Here is a 14,243-nt window from a genome sequence, read left to right on the forward strand (position 1 = left end):
GGGGAATGATCCAATGAGCAGGATACGCGTCGGGGTCGTCGGCGCCGGCATGATCTCGCAGGTCGAGCATATCCCCAATCTGCTGCGCCTCGGTGAATTGTTCGAGCTGGTCGGCGTCGCCGATCCCTCCAGGATTTCGCGGCAGTTCGTCACCGACACCCATGGCATTGCCAATTTCGAAACGATCGACCAGCTCTTCGACCAACGCCTCGACGCGGTGGTGATCGGCTCGCCGGACCCGCTACATCACGAACAGGTGCTGGCGACGCTGGCGCGGGGCCTGCATGTCTTTTGCGAAAAGCCGCTCTGCTATTCGCTGGCGGAAATCGCCGAGATCGTCGCCGCGCGCGATGCCGCCAGGAAAATCATGCAAGTCGGCTATATGAAGCGCTTCGATCCGAGCTACCGGCTGGCGCTCGCTTCGCTGCCTGGAACATCAAGCACGCTGCGCGCGGTCTCGGTGGAAGTGAAGGATCCCGACGCCTGGCCGTACATCGCCCATCAGCCCTACAGGCGCGGTACCGATATCCCAAAAGACATGATCGCCGCTGTCGCGGCCAAGCAGAAGCGCCAGGTCGAAGACGCCATCGGTGTTCCCGGGACCGACCTCGCTTTCCGTGGATTTACCGGTGCTTACAGCTCGGCCTTGATTCACGACGTCAATGCCGTCCACGGCCTGCTCGACGCGCTCGGCGTGCCGGACGGCGAGGTCGTCGGCGCGCAGATCTTTGCCAATGGCGACGGCGGCCAGGGCGCCGTCAAGCTGCTGGATGGGCAGGCGCTGTGGACCATGACCCACCTCACCGTGCCCAAGCTCGCCGACTACAAGGAGCGGATCACGCTGTTCTTCGACGATGCCAGCCTCGAGCTCGAATTCCCCTCGCCCTGGCTCAACCATCATCCGACCCGGCTGACGGTGACGACCTCGGACGGTCACACGCTGTCGAAGAAAGATTTGCGTGCCGGTTACGCCGAAGCCTTCGTCGAAGAGATGCGTGGCTTCTGGGCAGCGATCGTCAATGGCGATGCGGTCGTCAACCCAGCCGAACACGCCGCCCGCGACCAGGCGCTGCTGATCGGGCTGACCCGGCGGCATCTCGCGACCGCACCCTTCGACTGAGCACTCCACCTGTAGCCGAACGGCGCTATCTGGACTTGATGACGCTGTCGGTATTGGCCAGCAGCTTGCGCACCGCATTGCGCGCCGCGTCCGGCCGCTGCAGACGGATGCTCTTCTCGATTGCCTCATGCAGCCTCTGCGCATGCTGCAAATCGTCGAGTTCCCGCGTGGTATAAGCAAATAGATGATCGAATGCTGATTCGATCAGCACGCCGAGCGGCACCAGCAGGTCGTTGCCCGAGGCCCGCAGGATGGCGAGATGAAAACGCGTGTCGGCGCGCGTGCGCTCCTGCAGGTTGGTCGCCTCGCCCATCTCGCGGCAGGCCTGGCTGATCTCGGCCATCTGCTCGTCGGTGCGCCGCATGGCGGCAAAAGCGCTGGCCTCCGGCTCGATGATGTGGCGGAACTCCTGCACCGTCCGGAGGAACACCTCGCGGTCCGGCGAGGTCGCATACCAGGCCAGCACGTCGCGATCGAGCAGGTTCCAGCGTTCCTTCGGCTCGACCCAGCTGCCGATTTTGGGACGTGACGACAGCAAGCTCTTCGCCATCAGCATTTTTATGGCTTCGCGCACCGCCGAGCGGCTGACGTCGAAGGTCTCGGACCATTTGGCTTCGTTGGGCAGGATGGTTCCCGGCGGATAATCGCCGCGCACGATCCTCAGCCCGATTTCGTTGGCGAGCGACGCATGCACGCTCGAGCCCGGCATGCGCGCCGCATCGGCCCGGCGGATACCGCTCGTGCGTTCGGCGAACGCCTCGGCCGCTGTCTTTCCCTTATTCGGCTTCGCGTCCTGCATGGCTCCACAAAGTCCGGATTTGGAGGCGTGTCAAGGAGATGAAATCGCCGGCAATATCTCAGCTTGATTTTCCGCATCCGTCGCCTCGCCGACACCGCGCTTTGCCGAGCCTTCACGCCGGGGAGGCACGAACGGCTTCTCCTTGTCCCGACTGAATTCCTCGATCAGGAAATCAAGGAAGACGCGGATTTTCGGGGCGAGATGCTGGCGTGCCGGATAGACCGCGTAGAGCGTGGTTTCGACCTTGTCCCAGTCATCCAGAGCCGATTGCAGCCGGCCTGCTTTCAGGTCGCTTTCGACATAGAGATAAGGGATCAGGCTGACGCCGAAGCCGGCGCGCAGCGCATCGCGCACGGCAAGGCTTGACGAGACCGAATATCGTCCGTCGATGGCGATCCGCTCGGCTCGGCCGTCCTTGCGGAACTCCCATATGTCCGCATGCCCCGAGAGGCTGAACCGGATGCAATTGGCCGCCTTCAAATCGGCGGGCGTTTTGGGCCGGCCATGCTTCTCGAAATAGGACGGAGCTGCGCAAATCACATGCGGCATGATCGCAAGCTTTCGGGCGACCAGGCTGGAATCCTCGAGATTGTCGCTGCCGCGAATGGCAAGGTCAAATCCCTCCCGCACGATATCGACGCGCCTGTCGTCAAGGTGCAGATCGAGCTTCAAATCGGGATAGCGCGATAGAAACGCGGGCATGGCAGCCGAAAGCCGCGTCAACGTGACAGTCATCGGCGCGCTGACCCGCAACGTGCCGCTCGGCGCCGTCTTGATCGGGCCGAGCACCTGGTCGGCCCTGGCCAGCGCATCGAGCCCCTGCGTGACATGCTCCAGGTAGATCCTGCCCTCTTCAGTCAGCGCCATGCGCCGCGTTGTCCGGTTGATGAGCCGCACCCCCAGATCCGCCTCCAGCTCGGCGATATTCTTGCTGATCGCGGGAGGCGAGAGACCGAGCCGCCGTCCGGCTTCGGCAAAACTGTTCAGTTCCGCCACCTGGCGGAAAACCTGCAGCGCAGTCAGGCGATCCATCTCACCATTCTCTTCTAGTAAATAATGTCTTTCAATTATCGCATATTATCGCTCATTGGTAAATTCTCTATCTGCTATCCGAACGGCTTGCTCAATTTCGGAATGACATGATGACCAACCCCGCAATCTCCCTTATCGAGCGACGCATGTCGGCCAATCGGTTCGATGCCTCGCATGCATTGACGGATGCCGAGGTCGAGGAACTGGCACGCCTCGCAACGCGCGCGCCAAGCGCCTACAACCTTCAGAATTGGCGTTTCATCGCCGTGCGGACGCCGGAAGCAAAGGCGCGGTTGCGCAGCCTGGCCCACGGCCAGGTCAAGGTGCAGGAAGCAGCGGTCACCTTCATCATCTGCGGCGTACTCCCCGACCACGCTGCCCTCAATGCAAGGCTGCGTCCTTTCGTGGAAGCCGGCTTCATGCCGGTGGATATGGCTTCGGGCTGGCAGGAAGGCGCCCGCGCACAATATGCCGATCCTCTAGCGGCCCGCGACGAAGCGGTGCGCTCGGCAACGCTTGGCGCCGCAACGCTGATTTTCGCGGCCGAAGCGCTGGGCCTCGGCTCCGGTCCGATGGCCGGCTTCGACGCCGAAGGCGTGGCCCGCGAGTTTGGCCTTGGGCGCAATGAAGTGCCGGTGATGCTCATCGCGGTCGGCCGCGCCGCGCCCGGAAACTGGCCGCAAAAGCCGCGCCGCCCTCTTGCCGAAGTTCTGGAAATCTTATGAAAACGCACCGTTCCGATCTGCTGCTTACAGCCATCGCACCCGCGATATGGGGCAGCACCTATATCGTCACCACGCAGTTCCTGCCGAACTTCTCGCCGATGACGGTAGCAATGCTGCGAGCCCTGCCCGCCGGATTGCTGCTGCTGGCGATCGTTCGGCAACTGCCAACGGGCATATGGTGGCTGCGCAGTTTCATCCTCGGAGCCCTCAACATCTCGATCTTCCTGAGCATGTTGTTTGTCGCCGCCTACCGGCTTCCGGGCGGGGTCGCGGCGACCGTGCTGTCGGTCCAGCCGTTGATTGTGATTTTCCTCGCTGCTGCCCTGCTTGCCAGCCCTGTCCGCCGGTTGGCGATCGTCGCCGCCCTTGTCGGGATCGCCGGTGTCGCGTTGCTGGTGCTGACCCCGAACGCGACGCTCGATGCGCCCGGCGTTGCCGCCGGCCTCGCCGGGGCGGCCTCAATGGCCTTCGGAAGCGTGTTGAGCCGCAAGTGGCAGCCGCCAGCATCGCTGCTCGCCTTTACGGCATGGCAACTGACTGCCGGTGGTCTCCTTCTCGTTCCGGTGGTCCTGCTTTTCGAACCACCCATCCCGCTCCCGACCGCGGCCAATCTGCTTGGACTGGTGTGGCTCGGCCTGATCGGTGCGGCGCTGACTTATGTCCTCTGGTTCCGGGGCATTGCGCGACTCGAATCCGCAGTGGTGTCATCGCTGCTTTTCCTCAGCCCGGTGACCGCCGTGCTGCTTGGATGGGTATTCCTGGATCAGACACTGACCTTGCCTCAAATCGCCGGCGTCGTTTTCGTCATCGGCAGCATCTGGCTGGCTCAACGGCCCAATGGCAAGGAGTCCTAATGCATGTCGCGCACAAGTGTGCAGCGGTTTTGCGATAACGACATGCATCAAAACAAGAACCGAAAGCGCGTCGCATGAGGCCGGTCGAACGCGCGCGTTTTAGGCCGCCGACTTGTGTCGGCGGATTGTCCGGCACTATGGTCAAGCGGCATAGCCGGAGGATCTGCCGATGCCACAACGCCCCTATGATGAGCGGCTGCTCCGTCAGGCGTTCGAAGTCGCGCGCAGGGCCCGCGATGCCGGCGAACATCCCTTTGGTTCGCTTCTCGCCGCAAGGACGGCAATGTGTTGCGCGAGCAGCCCAACGCTTACAAAGCCGGCGGGGGCGACCGCACCGCTCATGCCGAAAGGCTGCTGGCGTCGTGGGCGGGGATGAATGTCAGTCTCGAAAAGCTGGCTTCCTGCACCCTCTACACTTCGGCCGAACCTTGCGCGATGTGCTCCGGGACAATCTATTGGGCGGGCATCGGACGGGTCGTCTTTGGGCAGAGCGAACATGACCTCAAGGGGTTGACGGGCGCACATGTCGAGAACCCCACACTCGACCTGCCCTGCAGGATCGTCTTCGAAGCTGGGCAGCGTCCGACTGAAGTCGTCGGCCCGCTGCTTGCCGATGAAGCGGCACAACTCCAGGCCGAATTCTGGAACGACAAGTAGCTCAATTGCCGCGCGGCGGGAAACGAGTGAGTGCTAGGCTCAGGACTTATTGATTAAAAGTATTGTCCCCTTCAAACAAGTGAAGCGGGGATCATCGGGGAGCCTTAACCCCTTTGGGCCTAAAGAGCAGCGGGGATGGGGTTGCCGGTTCCATCCCTGCTCAACTGCGAGATGCGCAATCGGCCAGCTGAGATTTCCTCCCCGTCGCGAACGACTACGACCACGAGTTTTGCAGGCTCCTGGAAGACCAAGGTTGACAGTTGAATGTTCATCCTAAGAGCCAATAATTTGACTGCATCCTTCTCAAATTCGAGGGGTCCTCTCTGGGGGATGATGTCGGTCTTCGGCACTGGAGCTTCTATCAAATCAACTACCCCACCGGCCTTGGATTCAAGACGAACTTTTATCGCGAGGGTAGGCAAAGTTTCTGGATACGGCTCAAGGTATTTAATCAGACACCATAGCCCAGTGGGCAACGCCCACGGCAAAGGTCCGTCGAATAAAACGACATCATTATAGACCCCTATGTGCAGTTGCTTCCCGTTGGCCTCCTGTCGAAGGTCATCGCAAAACACGACGCTAGCATGGGGGTTCAAAATCATGCTGCCTCAAGGCGTATTGAGACCGCACTGACGGTATCGGTTCCCGGCAGGATGGGATGCTGCCCGGAACTTGGTGTGGTCCCCGCTCCGAGCGTGAGCGGCTGTATCTCGCCCGCGGGCCCAAACCGACGGTTCATTTTTCTGTCTACGACCACAACCTCTACGTCTACCTCAAGGGCAATCGCGAGGTCCGAGATAGTGTCTATTTCCCAGTTCGGCTTTGTTCCTGAAAACCAGCGAGAGACCGCAGACTTGTTAATTCCGAGGCGATCAGCAAGCTGACTGAGGGTGAGCCCCGTTTCCGCTTTCCTGGCTTGGATGACCGCCCAAAAGGCACTCACAAAAGCCGAACGAAGCATCCCACGTTCGAACTCTTGAACGAACGCTTGGTCGGAAACCTTATTAGATTTTTTCATCCACATCTCGACACATTCCCTTCACGTACTCTAACGCTGTTGCTGCACGAAAAGGTTGCGCATTACCCATGGTGTTGCCCCAAAGATCGGGGATTCCAGCGGCGGTTTCGCTATAGTTCTTTTTGATTCCTAGCCAGTGTCGGCAATGCAGTCCTAAACCTATGAATACACCGGCGTCGAGGAACCTACCGAATAGACGCACTTGGACATGCCTGGGCTTTCGCGCACAAATTACCCAGACCTCGTCAACAGAATGCAGCCGTTCGATGTCTGGCCCCCGCTCGTCTGGGTCTCCTTTGAGGCTTGCCGTCACGAACCAACCGAAACAAAAAATCGCGATCAGTTCTTCCATTTTCGCCATCGGCAAATGGCTTAAGTCGGGATCCTTCCCAGCTAATCCTCTATAAACATTTGGCGTCACATACAGAAACCGCTTGGCCTCCACCTTCTGGTTAAGCGCAGGCCGCGCGACGAGCCGACCGGTTTCGACCGCCCGATACAAAATAGAGTTAGTTGCGTTTAAAGTCAACAATTTCCCCCGCTGGCCGCACCGTTCCTCTCGAATGGGGAAATGTGTTATTACCAGCCAGGAGATAGCCTATGTCAGATTCGAGCTTGAGTCAGGCCCTGCGAGCAAATCGATTGGAAGATTTCATCAAGCAACGGAAGCCAAAGGCGTTGGCCCTGTGGATAAAGCCGTTCTTATTCACGCCCCCCAAGTCATCAAACACAAGACAGGATCAGATCAACATCGCGTTCTGCATCAGGCGATAGTTCGACCGGAAAGTGAATTCGGCAAGGTAGCGATCCATGTATTTGGCCGGCGCGTGAATGTGGTCGAGCGAACCGAGTTCTTGAACAGGCTCCAAAAAATCTCAACATAATTGGTCGAAAGGAATTCGCCGGTGGCGTTGTAGAACGTCGACCAAATGTTTTTGCAGTGCCTCACGGTGCCGAGCTTGTACCCGTCACCCTCTATAACCCATAGGACATGAGTTCGTCGGTCGAGACGACAGAGCCCTTCTCAACTCGCGTCGGGGCTGGCCCAGTGCCGCCATCGCGTCAGCTGCGCCCGTCAGCTCGTCTTGACATATTTTCGCCAGCTGTGCTCCGGCCGAAAGCCGAGCATATCCCGTGCCTTGCGGTTGGAGAGCAGCGTCTCGTATTCGCCAAGTTCCCCCTTGACCGGCACATCGGGATAAAACCGCTTCAGGAGTTCGGCTGTCGGCAGATCGGACGAGGTGTCGTCGTTGGCCGCGTTGAACACCTGATAGCCGAGCCCGTCCTTTTCGATGGCGCGCAGCGTGATCTGGCCGAGATCGCGCGCGTCGATATAGCTCCAGGCGATGCGCTTGCGGAAACCTGGATCGGCGAACCATTTCGGAAACAGCGAATATTCGTGCGGCTCGATGACGTTGCCGATGCGCAAGGCATAAATGTCGAAGCCGCTGCGCAGGGCAAAGGCGCGCGCCGTCTTCTCGTTGACGACCTTGGACAGCGCGTAGCTGTCCATCGGGTCGACGTCGTACTCCTCGTCGAGCGGAAAATGCGTCGGGTTGCGCGGCTCGTTGGCGAAGACCAGCCCGTAGGTCGTTTCGCTGGAGGCGATCACCACCTTGCGGATGCCGAGCTTCACCGCGGCCTCGATGACGTTGTAGGTGCCGAGCGCGTTGATGCGGAACACCTCATTGTCGGGCGTGATCATGATGCGCGGGATCGCCGCGAAATGCACCACGGCATCGACCGGCTGCGTACGCAGCGAAGGGTCGAATTCATGCAGGCCGATATAGCTCGACAGCGCATTGAACACCTGCCCGCTGTCGGTGATGTCGGTGATCAGCGTGCGCACCTTGGGATTGTCGAGCGGCTTGGTGTCGATGTTGAGCACCTGGCAGCCCTGCTCGACCAGATACTGCACGACGTGGCGCCCGGCCTTGCCGCTGCCGCCGGTGAACATGATCCGCTTCGTCATTTTGCTCTCCCTAAGATTCATGTGTATTGTCAGACAATACCGAACTCTGCAATCGCCTGCCATGGCATGCGGCAAAAACCCGCTTCAACAATTCGCCGGCAATGTGCAGCGCCGTCATCCATCACTGCAAATAGGACGAAACGACATGAACACGACCGCCGCGAGCGAAAAGATCGGCTTCATCGGGCTTGGCCTGATGGGGCACGGGATAGCGAAGAACATCGTCGACAAGGGCTATCCGCTGACGTTTCTCGGCCGCAAGAACCGCACGCCGGCGGAAGACCTTCTCGGCCGCGGCGCCAGGGAAGCGGCAACCTCGAGCGATGTCGCGGCGGGATCGACGGTTGTCTTCATCTGCGTCACCGGCTCGCGCGAGGTCGAAGCCATCATCCGCGGCCCAGGCGGCCTCAAGGAAGGCCTGAAGCCGGGATCGGTCGTCGTCGACTGCTCGACCTCGGATCCTGTCTCGACGGTGGCGCTGGCCGCCGAACTCAAGGCGCTCGGCGTCGACTATGTCGATGCCCCGCTCAGCCGCACCCCGAAGGAGGCTTGGGAAGGCACGCTCGACGCCATGGTCGGCGCGCCCGACGCGGTCTTTGCCCGGCTGAAGCCGGTGCTCGAAACCTGGGCCGGGCGCATCGTCCATATCGGCGATACCGGCGACGGCCATCGCATGAAGCTGCTCAACAATTTCATCTCGCTCGGCTACGCCGCGATCTATTCCGAGGCGCTGGCGCTGGCGCAGAAGGTCGGCATCTCGCCGCCGCGCTTCGACAGCGTCATCCGCAACGGCCGCATGGATTGCGGCTTCTACCAGACCTTCATGCGCTGGACGCTGGAAGGCGACCGCGACGCGCACAAATTCACCATCGCCAATGCCTTCAAGGACCTCACCTATCTCGAATCGATGGCGGGTGCTGCCGGCATCGCCAACCCGCTCGGCAACGCCACCAAGAACGCCTTCGCCGGCGCCTTTGCCACCGGCCCCGCCGATCAGTACGTGCCGATGCTGGCCACGCATATCGGCAAGGTCAACGGCGTCGACCTGATGCCGACCAGGGATGGCAAGAAGCAGACGATCTGAGGCTTGTGCGATACGCCCGGTACACTGCCTTCAATCGAGGCCGGCGCTGCCCCTCATCACCCTGCCGGGTACTTCTCCCCGTATAGTGACGGGGAGAAGGACGCCTTCGCCAATGATTTCGCCAACTGCCTGCGTTGCAAGCCAACTGCCTGCGTTGCAAGAACAGCCCCTTCTCCCCGTCACTATACGGGGAGAAGGTGGCGGCAGCCGGATGAGGGGCAGCACCAACCTATATGACAAATCAATAGCGCAACCGGGCAGATGACGTCGTCGGTGTTGTCGAAAAGTCGGTGCATTGCAACACGCAACGTCCGATCGAAGAGAAAGCCAGAAACAAAAAACCCGCCTCGGTGGGCGGGTCGTTGGAGCCAATTAGCACCATACCGAAATTAGTAGCATAGCTGCCGGCACAAAGCAAGAACAAAATATGCCCCCCGGTCGCACAAAGCTCAACGGTGTCGACGTCATGCCGGCCAAGGATGCGAAAAATGCAGACGATCTAAGCGCATGGGCAATGCGCACGGCGCGCTATTTTTCAATCAACGCCAGCGCCGCCCCTCATCGCCCTGCCGGGCACTTCTCCCCATATAGTGACGGGGAGAAGGACGCTTTCGCTGATGATTTCGCCAACTATTTCCATTGCAAAAGAGTGTGCCAAGATCGCGGCCAGCCCCTTCTCCCCGTCACTATACGGGGAGAAGGTGGCGGCAGCCGGATGAGGGGCGGCGCCGGACTTTGCGGTATAAATCACCGGCGCGACCGGCCGATGACATCGTCGGTGTTGGCAAGAAGCCTGTGCACCGCGGCGCGGGCTGCGGCGGGCCGCTGCAGGCGGATGTTCTTCTCGATCGCCTCGTGCAGTGCCTGCGCCCGCCGCTGATCGCTGGTCTCGCGGGTGACGAACTGGAACAAATGGTCGAGCGCCGATTCGATCAGCACGCCGAGCGGCACCAGCAGATCGTTGCCCGAGGCGCGCAGGATGGCGAGGTGAAACCGCGTGTCGGCGCGGGTGCGCTCCTGCAGGTTGGTCGCCTCGCCCATCTCGCGGCAGGCCTGGCTGATCTCGGCCATCTGCTCGTCGGTGCGCCGCATGGCGGCAAAAGCGCTGGCCTCCGGCTCGATGATGTGGCGGAACTCCTGCACGGTTCTGAGGAACACCTCACGGTCCGGCGAGGTCGCATACCAGGCCAGCACGTCGCGATCGAGCAGGTTCCAGCGTTCCTTCGGCTCGACCCAGCTGCCGATCTTCGGGCGTGACGCCAAAAGGCTCTTCGCCATCAGCATCTTGATCGCCTCGCGCACCGCCGAGCGGCTGACGTCGAAGGTCTCGGACCATTTGGCTTCGTTGGGCAGGATGGTTCCCGGCGGATAGTCGCCGCGCACGATCCTCAGCCCGATCTCGTTGGCGAGCGACGCATGCACGCTCGAGCCGGGAAAGTGTGCGGCGTCGGCACGTCGAACGCCCGCCGGCCGCTCAGCCTCTGCCTTCAACTTGGCGGGTCGCTTTTTTGATGTCGCGTCCGGCATTGGTATTCCCCGGCAACTGCTTGTCGAAAGCCTGAACTCAGGGCACGGCAAAGCAGCGGCCTACGCTCCAAAGCAGCGTCGCCTCGTGCGTTTGTATGGACGATGCGTAACGGGGCGCCCGACGGGCGCCCCGAAACTGCGAACCTACTTCTGGATGCAGGTGTCGACGGTGTCCTTGGTGCATTCGTCGAGGCCGGTGAACACCGGATCGGCGACCGGCTTGCCGTCGACCAGGTCGATCATCACCGAGGGTGCCTTGTAGCCCATCTCGAACGGCCGCTGGCCAACCAGCGCAGTCACCAGCCCGTCACGGGCAATCGCCACCTCGTCGCCGATCGTGTCGGCGGCGCCGATGACGAAGGCGTTGCTGGCGATCTTGTCGGCCATCGGCTTGAACAGGTCGCGGTAGGGCTGCGGAGCGCCGAACAGCGGCCAGCCGCCCATGATGCCGAAGGCGTCGAGATCGGGATTGGCGGCGAGGATGTCGGTCATCGCCTGCACGCCCTTGGCGCCGTCGTCATTGGTGAACACCGGGCAGCCGGCAACTTCCGTCCAGCCGCCTTCGCCCGCCAGCGCCGCGAGGCCGTCCTTGCCCGACAGCGCGTCACGCATGCCCTGCGCGCGGCGCAGGATGTTGTCGGCGGCCGGATTGCCTTCGATGGTGCAGATCTTGCCGCCATTCGGCTTGGCCTTCTTGATGTATTCGCCGATCTTGTGACCCATCAGGTAATTGTCGGTGCCGAGATAGGTCTTGCGCAGCGCCGCATCTTCCTTGCTGAGGTCGGCGTCGAGGGTCATGATCGGGATCGACGGATTGGCGCTTTTGATCGTCTGCGCGATCAGCGGCGCGTTCGATGGCGAAATCGCCATTGCCACCGTATCGGGCTTGCTCAGCATGTCCTGGACGATCTGGGCTTCACCGGCCTCATCCGAGGTCGATGCCGGTCCGGTGTAGAAGCACTCATATTCCGAGCTGGCGTTTTCCTTGTTCCACTTCTCGCAACCCTGGTGGATGGCCTCGAAGAATGGATTGTCCAGACCCTTCACCACGATGACGAGCTGTTTCTTGGCCATAGCCGGCCCGGCACCCAGCGCCATGACGGCGGCGGCAGCGAGCAATAGTGATTTCCTCATGTCAGTCCTCCCTTTGAAACAAACGGACACGGCGTGCCCGCCACACACAGACCGACCCGGAGCAAGATGACAGAGGACGTCGCACTCGTGTCGCCAAGCCAGGTCGATAAGCATTTTCATATTCAGTCTCAGACCGGCACCGACAGATATCGCCGGTTGCCAAATCCCTGACCGACAAACCCTCACCGATTCCTTCCGGCAACCCGGTGGCTCGGCGCAAGCTCCTCCGACACTTAGCTAATATCGCCTTGTCACCGACGTCAATGCTATTTGTCCTACAAAACTGATTTTTCGAAAGAAGCCGTGGTTGACGCCAAGGAGGCTTATGCGTAAATGGGCAAAATCGCTGCTTCCGGGAGGAACTGGGGAGAGCGAATGGCCGCGGCAGAACCGCAGGCCGCAAAGCACGGGGAGGCAAGAAGGCTGGTGGCGGTTCTCGAACTCACCAACATCTCGAAGCATTTTGGCGCCATCCAGGCGGTCAACGACGTTTCGTTGTCGATCGAGGCCGGACAGGTTGTCGGCCTGATGGGCGACAACGGCGCCGGCAAGTCGACGCTGGTCAAGATGATCGCCGGCAATTTCCCGCCGAGCCATGGCACGATGCAGATGGACGGCAAGGAGCTGATCCTGCACAAGCCGGTCGAGGCGCGCCAGCACGGCATCGAAATCGTCCATCAGGACCTGGCACTGTGCAACAATCTGACGGCCGCCGCCAACGTCTATCTCGGCCGTGAATTGCGCCGCGGCCTCGGGCCGCTTCGCATCCTCGACTATGCCGCGATGTACAAGCGTGCCGGCCAGATCTTCGCCGAGCTGAAATCCGAAACCCGCCCGCGCGACCTGGTCAAGCAAATGTCGGGCGGCCAGCGGCAGGCGGTGGCGATCGCCCGCACCATGCTTTCGCAGGCCAAGATCGTGCTGATGGACGAGCCGACGGCGGCGATCTCGGTGCGCCAGGTCGCCGAGGTGCTGAACCTGATCCGCCATTTGCGCGACCAGGGCATCGCCGTCGTGCTGATCAGCCACCGCATGCCCGACGTCTTTGACGTCGCCGACCGCGTCATCGTCATGCGGCGCGGCCGCAAGGTCGCCGACAAGACGATCGCATCGAGTTCGCCGGAAGAAGTCACCGGGCTCATCACCGGCGCCATCGAACAGGTATGATTGACGCCTCAACCATGAGTAAAAAAGGTCGATAATGGCAGTCACCCTTGATCAGACGATCGCGCACAAGCAGCACACCTTGCTGAGCAAGGTGTTTGCCAGCCAGACCTTCTGGGTGGTGATCGCGGTCATCCTCGCCTGCCTGTTCCTGTCGGTGGCCACGGATTCCTTCGCCACGACCAAGAACCTCTACAACATCACCCGCAACGTCACCTTCGTCGCCATCGTCGCGCTCGGCATGACCTTCGTCATCATCACCGGCGGTATCGACCTGTCGGTCGGCTCGGTGCTTTGCCTGTGCTCGATGGTGCTGGCCGTGACCATGCATGCCGGCCACGGCATCGAGATCGGCATTGGCGCTGCGATCGCCACAGCGCTGATCATCGGCGCCTTCAACGGGGTTCTGATCGCCTATCTCGGCTTTCCGCCTTTCGTGGTGACGCTCGGCATGCTGTCGATTGCGCGCAGCCTAGCCATGGTCGCCTCCAACAACACCGTCGTCTTCCAGTTCGGGCCGGACCACGACAAGCTGCTGGCGCTGGGCGGCGGCGCCTGGGTGTTCGGCATCGCCAATCCGGTGCTCTACATGATCGTGCTGGCGTTGATCACCGGCTTTGTGCTGCGCTGGACCAAATTCGGCCGGCACATCTTCGCCATCGGCGGCAACGAGCATGCGGCAACGCTGACCGGCGTTCCGGTGCGCCAGATCAAGGTCGTCGTCTACATGATCTCGGCATTGGCGGCTGGCCTTGCCGGCATCATCCAGACCGGCTGGCTGGGCGCGGTCACCACCAATCTCGGCAACGGCATGGAGCTTCAGGTGATCGCCGCCACCGTCATCGGTGGCGCCAACCTGGCCGGCGGCATGGGCACGGCTTTCGGTGCGGTCGTTGGCGCGGCGCTGATCGAAGTCATCCGCAACAGCCTCGGCCTGCTCGGCATCAATGCCTTCTGGCAAGGCGTGTTCATCGGCGGCGCCATCCTACTGGCGGTCCTGTTCGACCGCATCCGCAATTTCAGGCGCAACGACTAACGTTCAAGCGCAGCCTCCCCCTTCTCCCCTTGTGAGACCTTTGCACAGAAGCCGATCGGTGATTCTGTGATGATGGTCGAAGCAGGGAGATTCGGGATGGCGGATCGTGTTCTGGGTCAGT

The 14,243-nt window shown here is 61.2% G+C and carries 15 protein-coding genes and 1 pseudogene; 7 read left to right on the forward strand and 9 right to left on the reverse strand.

Annotation, left to right across the window (positions count from 1 at the left end; genetic code table 11):
* The first annotated feature begins 13 nt into the window (after window positions 1–13).
* Complete coding sequence (locus tag NKI29_RS30790; protein ID WP_352798373.1) at window positions 14–1,120, forward strand: Gfo/Idh/MocA family protein; 1,107 nt, start codon at window positions 14–16, stop codon at window positions 1,118–1,120.
* A gap of 25 nt (window positions 1,121–1,145) precedes the next feature.
* On the opposite strand, the gene NKI29_RS30795 is transcribed toward NKI29_RS30790, so the two are convergent.
* Both NKI29_RS30795 and NKI29_RS30800 read right to left on the reverse strand, forming a co-directional pair.
* Entirely contained in the window at window positions 1,146–1,919 is a 774-nt protein-coding gene (locus NKI29_RS30795; protein ID WP_352453268.1) for a FadR/GntR family transcriptional regulator, read from the reverse strand.
* A gap of 30 nt (window positions 1,920–1,949) precedes the next feature.
* Window positions 1,950–2,951, reverse strand: a complete 1,002-nt coding sequence (locus NKI29_RS30800; RefSeq protein ID WP_023675813.1) for a LysR family transcriptional regulator — start codon at window positions 2,949–2,951, stop codon at window positions 1,950–1,952.
* A 107-nt stretch (window positions 2,952–3,058) separates the two neighbouring features.
* On the opposite strand from NKI29_RS30800, the gene NKI29_RS30805 reads away from it, so the two are divergent.
* The 3 genes and pseudogenes from NKI29_RS30805 to NKI29_RS30815 all read left to right on the forward strand — a co-directional run bounded on the left by NKI29_RS30805 (window position 3,059) and on the right by NKI29_RS30815 (window position 5,187).
* Window positions 3,059–3,676: a nitroreductase family protein gene (locus NKI29_RS30805; protein WP_352798374.1), complete on the forward strand. Its 618-nt coding sequence runs from the start codon at window positions 3,059–3,061 to the stop codon at window positions 3,674–3,676.
* Window positions 3,673–4,530 (forward strand): EamA family transporter, encoded by an 858-nt coding sequence (locus NKI29_RS30810; protein ID WP_352757258.1) that lies wholly within the window; start codon window positions 3,673–3,675, stop codon window positions 4,528–4,530. The genes NKI29_RS30805 and NKI29_RS30810 overlap by 4 nt, the downstream gene beginning before the upstream one ends.
* 169 nt (window positions 4,531–4,699) lie before the next feature.
* Window positions 4,700–5,187 (forward strand): annotated as a pseudogene (locus NKI29_RS30815) (nucleoside deaminase).
* A gap of 119 nt (window positions 5,188–5,306) precedes the next feature.
* Here NKI29_RS30815 and NKI29_RS30820 read toward each other — a convergent pair.
* The 5 genes from NKI29_RS30820 to NKI29_RS30840 all read right to left on the reverse strand — a co-directional run bounded on the left by NKI29_RS30820 (window position 5,307) and on the right by NKI29_RS30840 (window position 8,177).
* Window positions 5,307–5,789 (reverse strand): hypothetical protein, encoded by a 483-nt coding sequence (locus NKI29_RS30820; RefSeq protein WP_352798375.1) that lies wholly within the window; start codon window positions 5,787–5,789, stop codon window positions 5,307–5,309.
* On the reverse strand, window positions 5,786–6,205 hold the full coding sequence (locus NKI29_RS30825) for a helix-turn-helix domain-containing protein (protein ID WP_352595398.1): 420 nt from the start codon (window positions 6,203–6,205) through the stop codon (window positions 5,786–5,788). The genes NKI29_RS30820 and NKI29_RS30825 overlap by 4 nt, the downstream gene beginning before the upstream one ends.
* Window positions 6,192–6,734 (reverse strand): hypothetical protein, encoded by a 543-nt coding sequence (locus tag NKI29_RS30830; protein ID WP_352757264.1) that lies wholly within the window; start codon window positions 6,732–6,734, stop codon window positions 6,192–6,194. Before NKI29_RS30830 ends, NKI29_RS30825 begins: the two co-directional genes overlap by 14 nt.
* Window positions 6,735–6,945: 211 nt before the next feature.
* On the reverse strand, window positions 6,946–7,074 hold the full coding sequence (locus NKI29_RS30835; protein WP_352757265.1) for a hypothetical protein: 129 nt from the start codon (window positions 7,072–7,074) through the stop codon (window positions 6,946–6,948).
* Between the two features lie 206 nt (window positions 7,075–7,280).
* Complete coding sequence (locus tag NKI29_RS30840; protein ID WP_352757266.1) at window positions 7,281–8,177, reverse strand: NAD-dependent epimerase/dehydratase family protein; 897 nt, start codon at window positions 8,175–8,177, stop codon at window positions 7,281–7,283.
* 145 nt (window positions 8,178–8,322) lie between these two features.
* Here NKI29_RS30840 and NKI29_RS30845 point away from each other — a divergent pair, with 145 nt between their 5' ends.
* The gene (locus NKI29_RS30845; RefSeq protein WP_352798377.1) at window positions 8,323–9,261 is read left to right on the forward strand and encodes an NAD(P)-dependent oxidoreductase; all 939 of its coding nucleotides are present in this window, start codon (window positions 8,323–8,325) and stop codon (window positions 9,259–9,261) included.
* 747 nt (window positions 9,262–10,008) lie between these two features.
* Here NKI29_RS30845 and NKI29_RS30850 read toward each other — a convergent pair.
* Complete coding sequence (locus NKI29_RS30850) at window positions 10,009–10,788, reverse strand: FadR/GntR family transcriptional regulator (RefSeq protein ID WP_352531788.1); 780 nt, start codon at window positions 10,786–10,788, stop codon at window positions 10,009–10,011.
* A gap of 144 nt (window positions 10,789–10,932) precedes the next feature.
* On the reverse strand, window positions 10,933–11,922 hold the full coding sequence (locus NKI29_RS30855) for a sugar-binding protein (RefSeq protein WP_023675805.1): 990 nt from the start codon (window positions 11,920–11,922) through the stop codon (window positions 10,933–10,935).
* A 426-nt stretch (window positions 11,923–12,348) separates the two neighbouring features.
* On the opposite strand from NKI29_RS30855, the gene NKI29_RS30860 reads away from it, so the two are divergent.
* Together NKI29_RS30860 and NKI29_RS30865 are read left to right on the forward strand one after the other, a co-directional pair.
* Window positions 12,349–13,089 carry an ATP-binding cassette domain-containing protein gene (locus tag NKI29_RS30860; RefSeq protein ID WP_023675804.1) on the forward strand — a complete coding sequence of 247 codons (741 nt, stop codon included), beginning with the start codon at window positions 12,349–12,351 and terminating at the stop codon, window positions 13,087–13,089.
* 34 nt (window positions 13,090–13,123) lie between these two features.
* Entirely contained in the window at window positions 13,124–14,122 is a 999-nt protein-coding gene (locus tag NKI29_RS30865; protein ID WP_352786686.1) for an ABC transporter permease, read from the forward strand.
* The last annotated feature ends 121 nt before the right edge of the window (window positions 14,123–14,243 follow it).

Source organism: Mesorhizobium sp. M0678 (assembly GCF_040320505.1).
GTDB lineage: Bacteria > Pseudomonadota > Alphaproteobacteria > Rhizobiales > Rhizobiaceae > Mesorhizobium.

Bases quoted from the DNA above. Each gene is read 5' to 3' on its own strand.
- NKI29_RS30790 (WP_352798373.1), top strand. From the start codon at position 14: ATGAGCAGGATACGCGTCGGGGTCGTCGGCGCCGGCATGATCTCGCAG.
- NKI29_RS30795 (WP_352453268.1), bottom strand. From the start codon at position 1,919: ATGCAGGACGCGAAGCCGAATAAGGGAAAGACAGCGGCCGAGGCGTTC.
- NKI29_RS30800 (WP_023675813.1), bottom strand. From the start codon at position 2,951: ATGGATCGCCTGACTGCGCTGCAGGTTTTCCGCCAGGTGGCGGAACTG.
- NKI29_RS30805 (WP_352798374.1), top strand. From the start codon at position 3,059: ATGATGACCAACCCCGCAATCTCCCTTATCGAGCGACGCATGTCGGCC.
- NKI29_RS30810 (WP_352757258.1), top strand. From the start codon at position 3,673: ATGAAAACGCACCGTTCCGATCTGCTGCTTACAGCCATCGCACCCGCG.
- NKI29_RS30820 (WP_352798375.1), bottom strand. From the start codon at position 5,789: ATGATTTTGAACCCCCATGCTAGCGTCGTGTTTTGCGATGACCTTCGA.
- NKI29_RS30825 (WP_352595398.1), bottom strand. From the start codon at position 6,205: ATGAAAAAATCTAATAAGGTTTCCGACCAAGCGTTCGTTCAAGAGTTC.
- NKI29_RS30840 (WP_352757266.1), bottom strand. From the start codon at position 8,177: ATGACGAAGCGGATCATGTTCACCGGCGGCAGCGGCAAGGCCGGGCGC.
- NKI29_RS30845 (WP_352798377.1), top strand. From the start codon at position 8,323: ATGAACACGACCGCCGCGAGCGAAAAGATCGGCTTCATCGGGCTTGGC.
- NKI29_RS30850 (WP_352531788.1), bottom strand. From the start codon at position 10,788: ATGCCGGACGCGACATCAAAAAAGCGACCCGCCAAGTTGAAGGCAGAG.
- NKI29_RS30855 (WP_023675805.1), bottom strand. From the start codon at position 11,922: ATGAGGAAATCACTATTGCTCGCTGCCGCCGCCGTCATGGCGCTGGGT.
- NKI29_RS30865 (WP_352786686.1), top strand. From the start codon at position 13,124: ATGGCAGTCACCCTTGATCAGACGATCGCGCACAAGCAGCACACCTTG.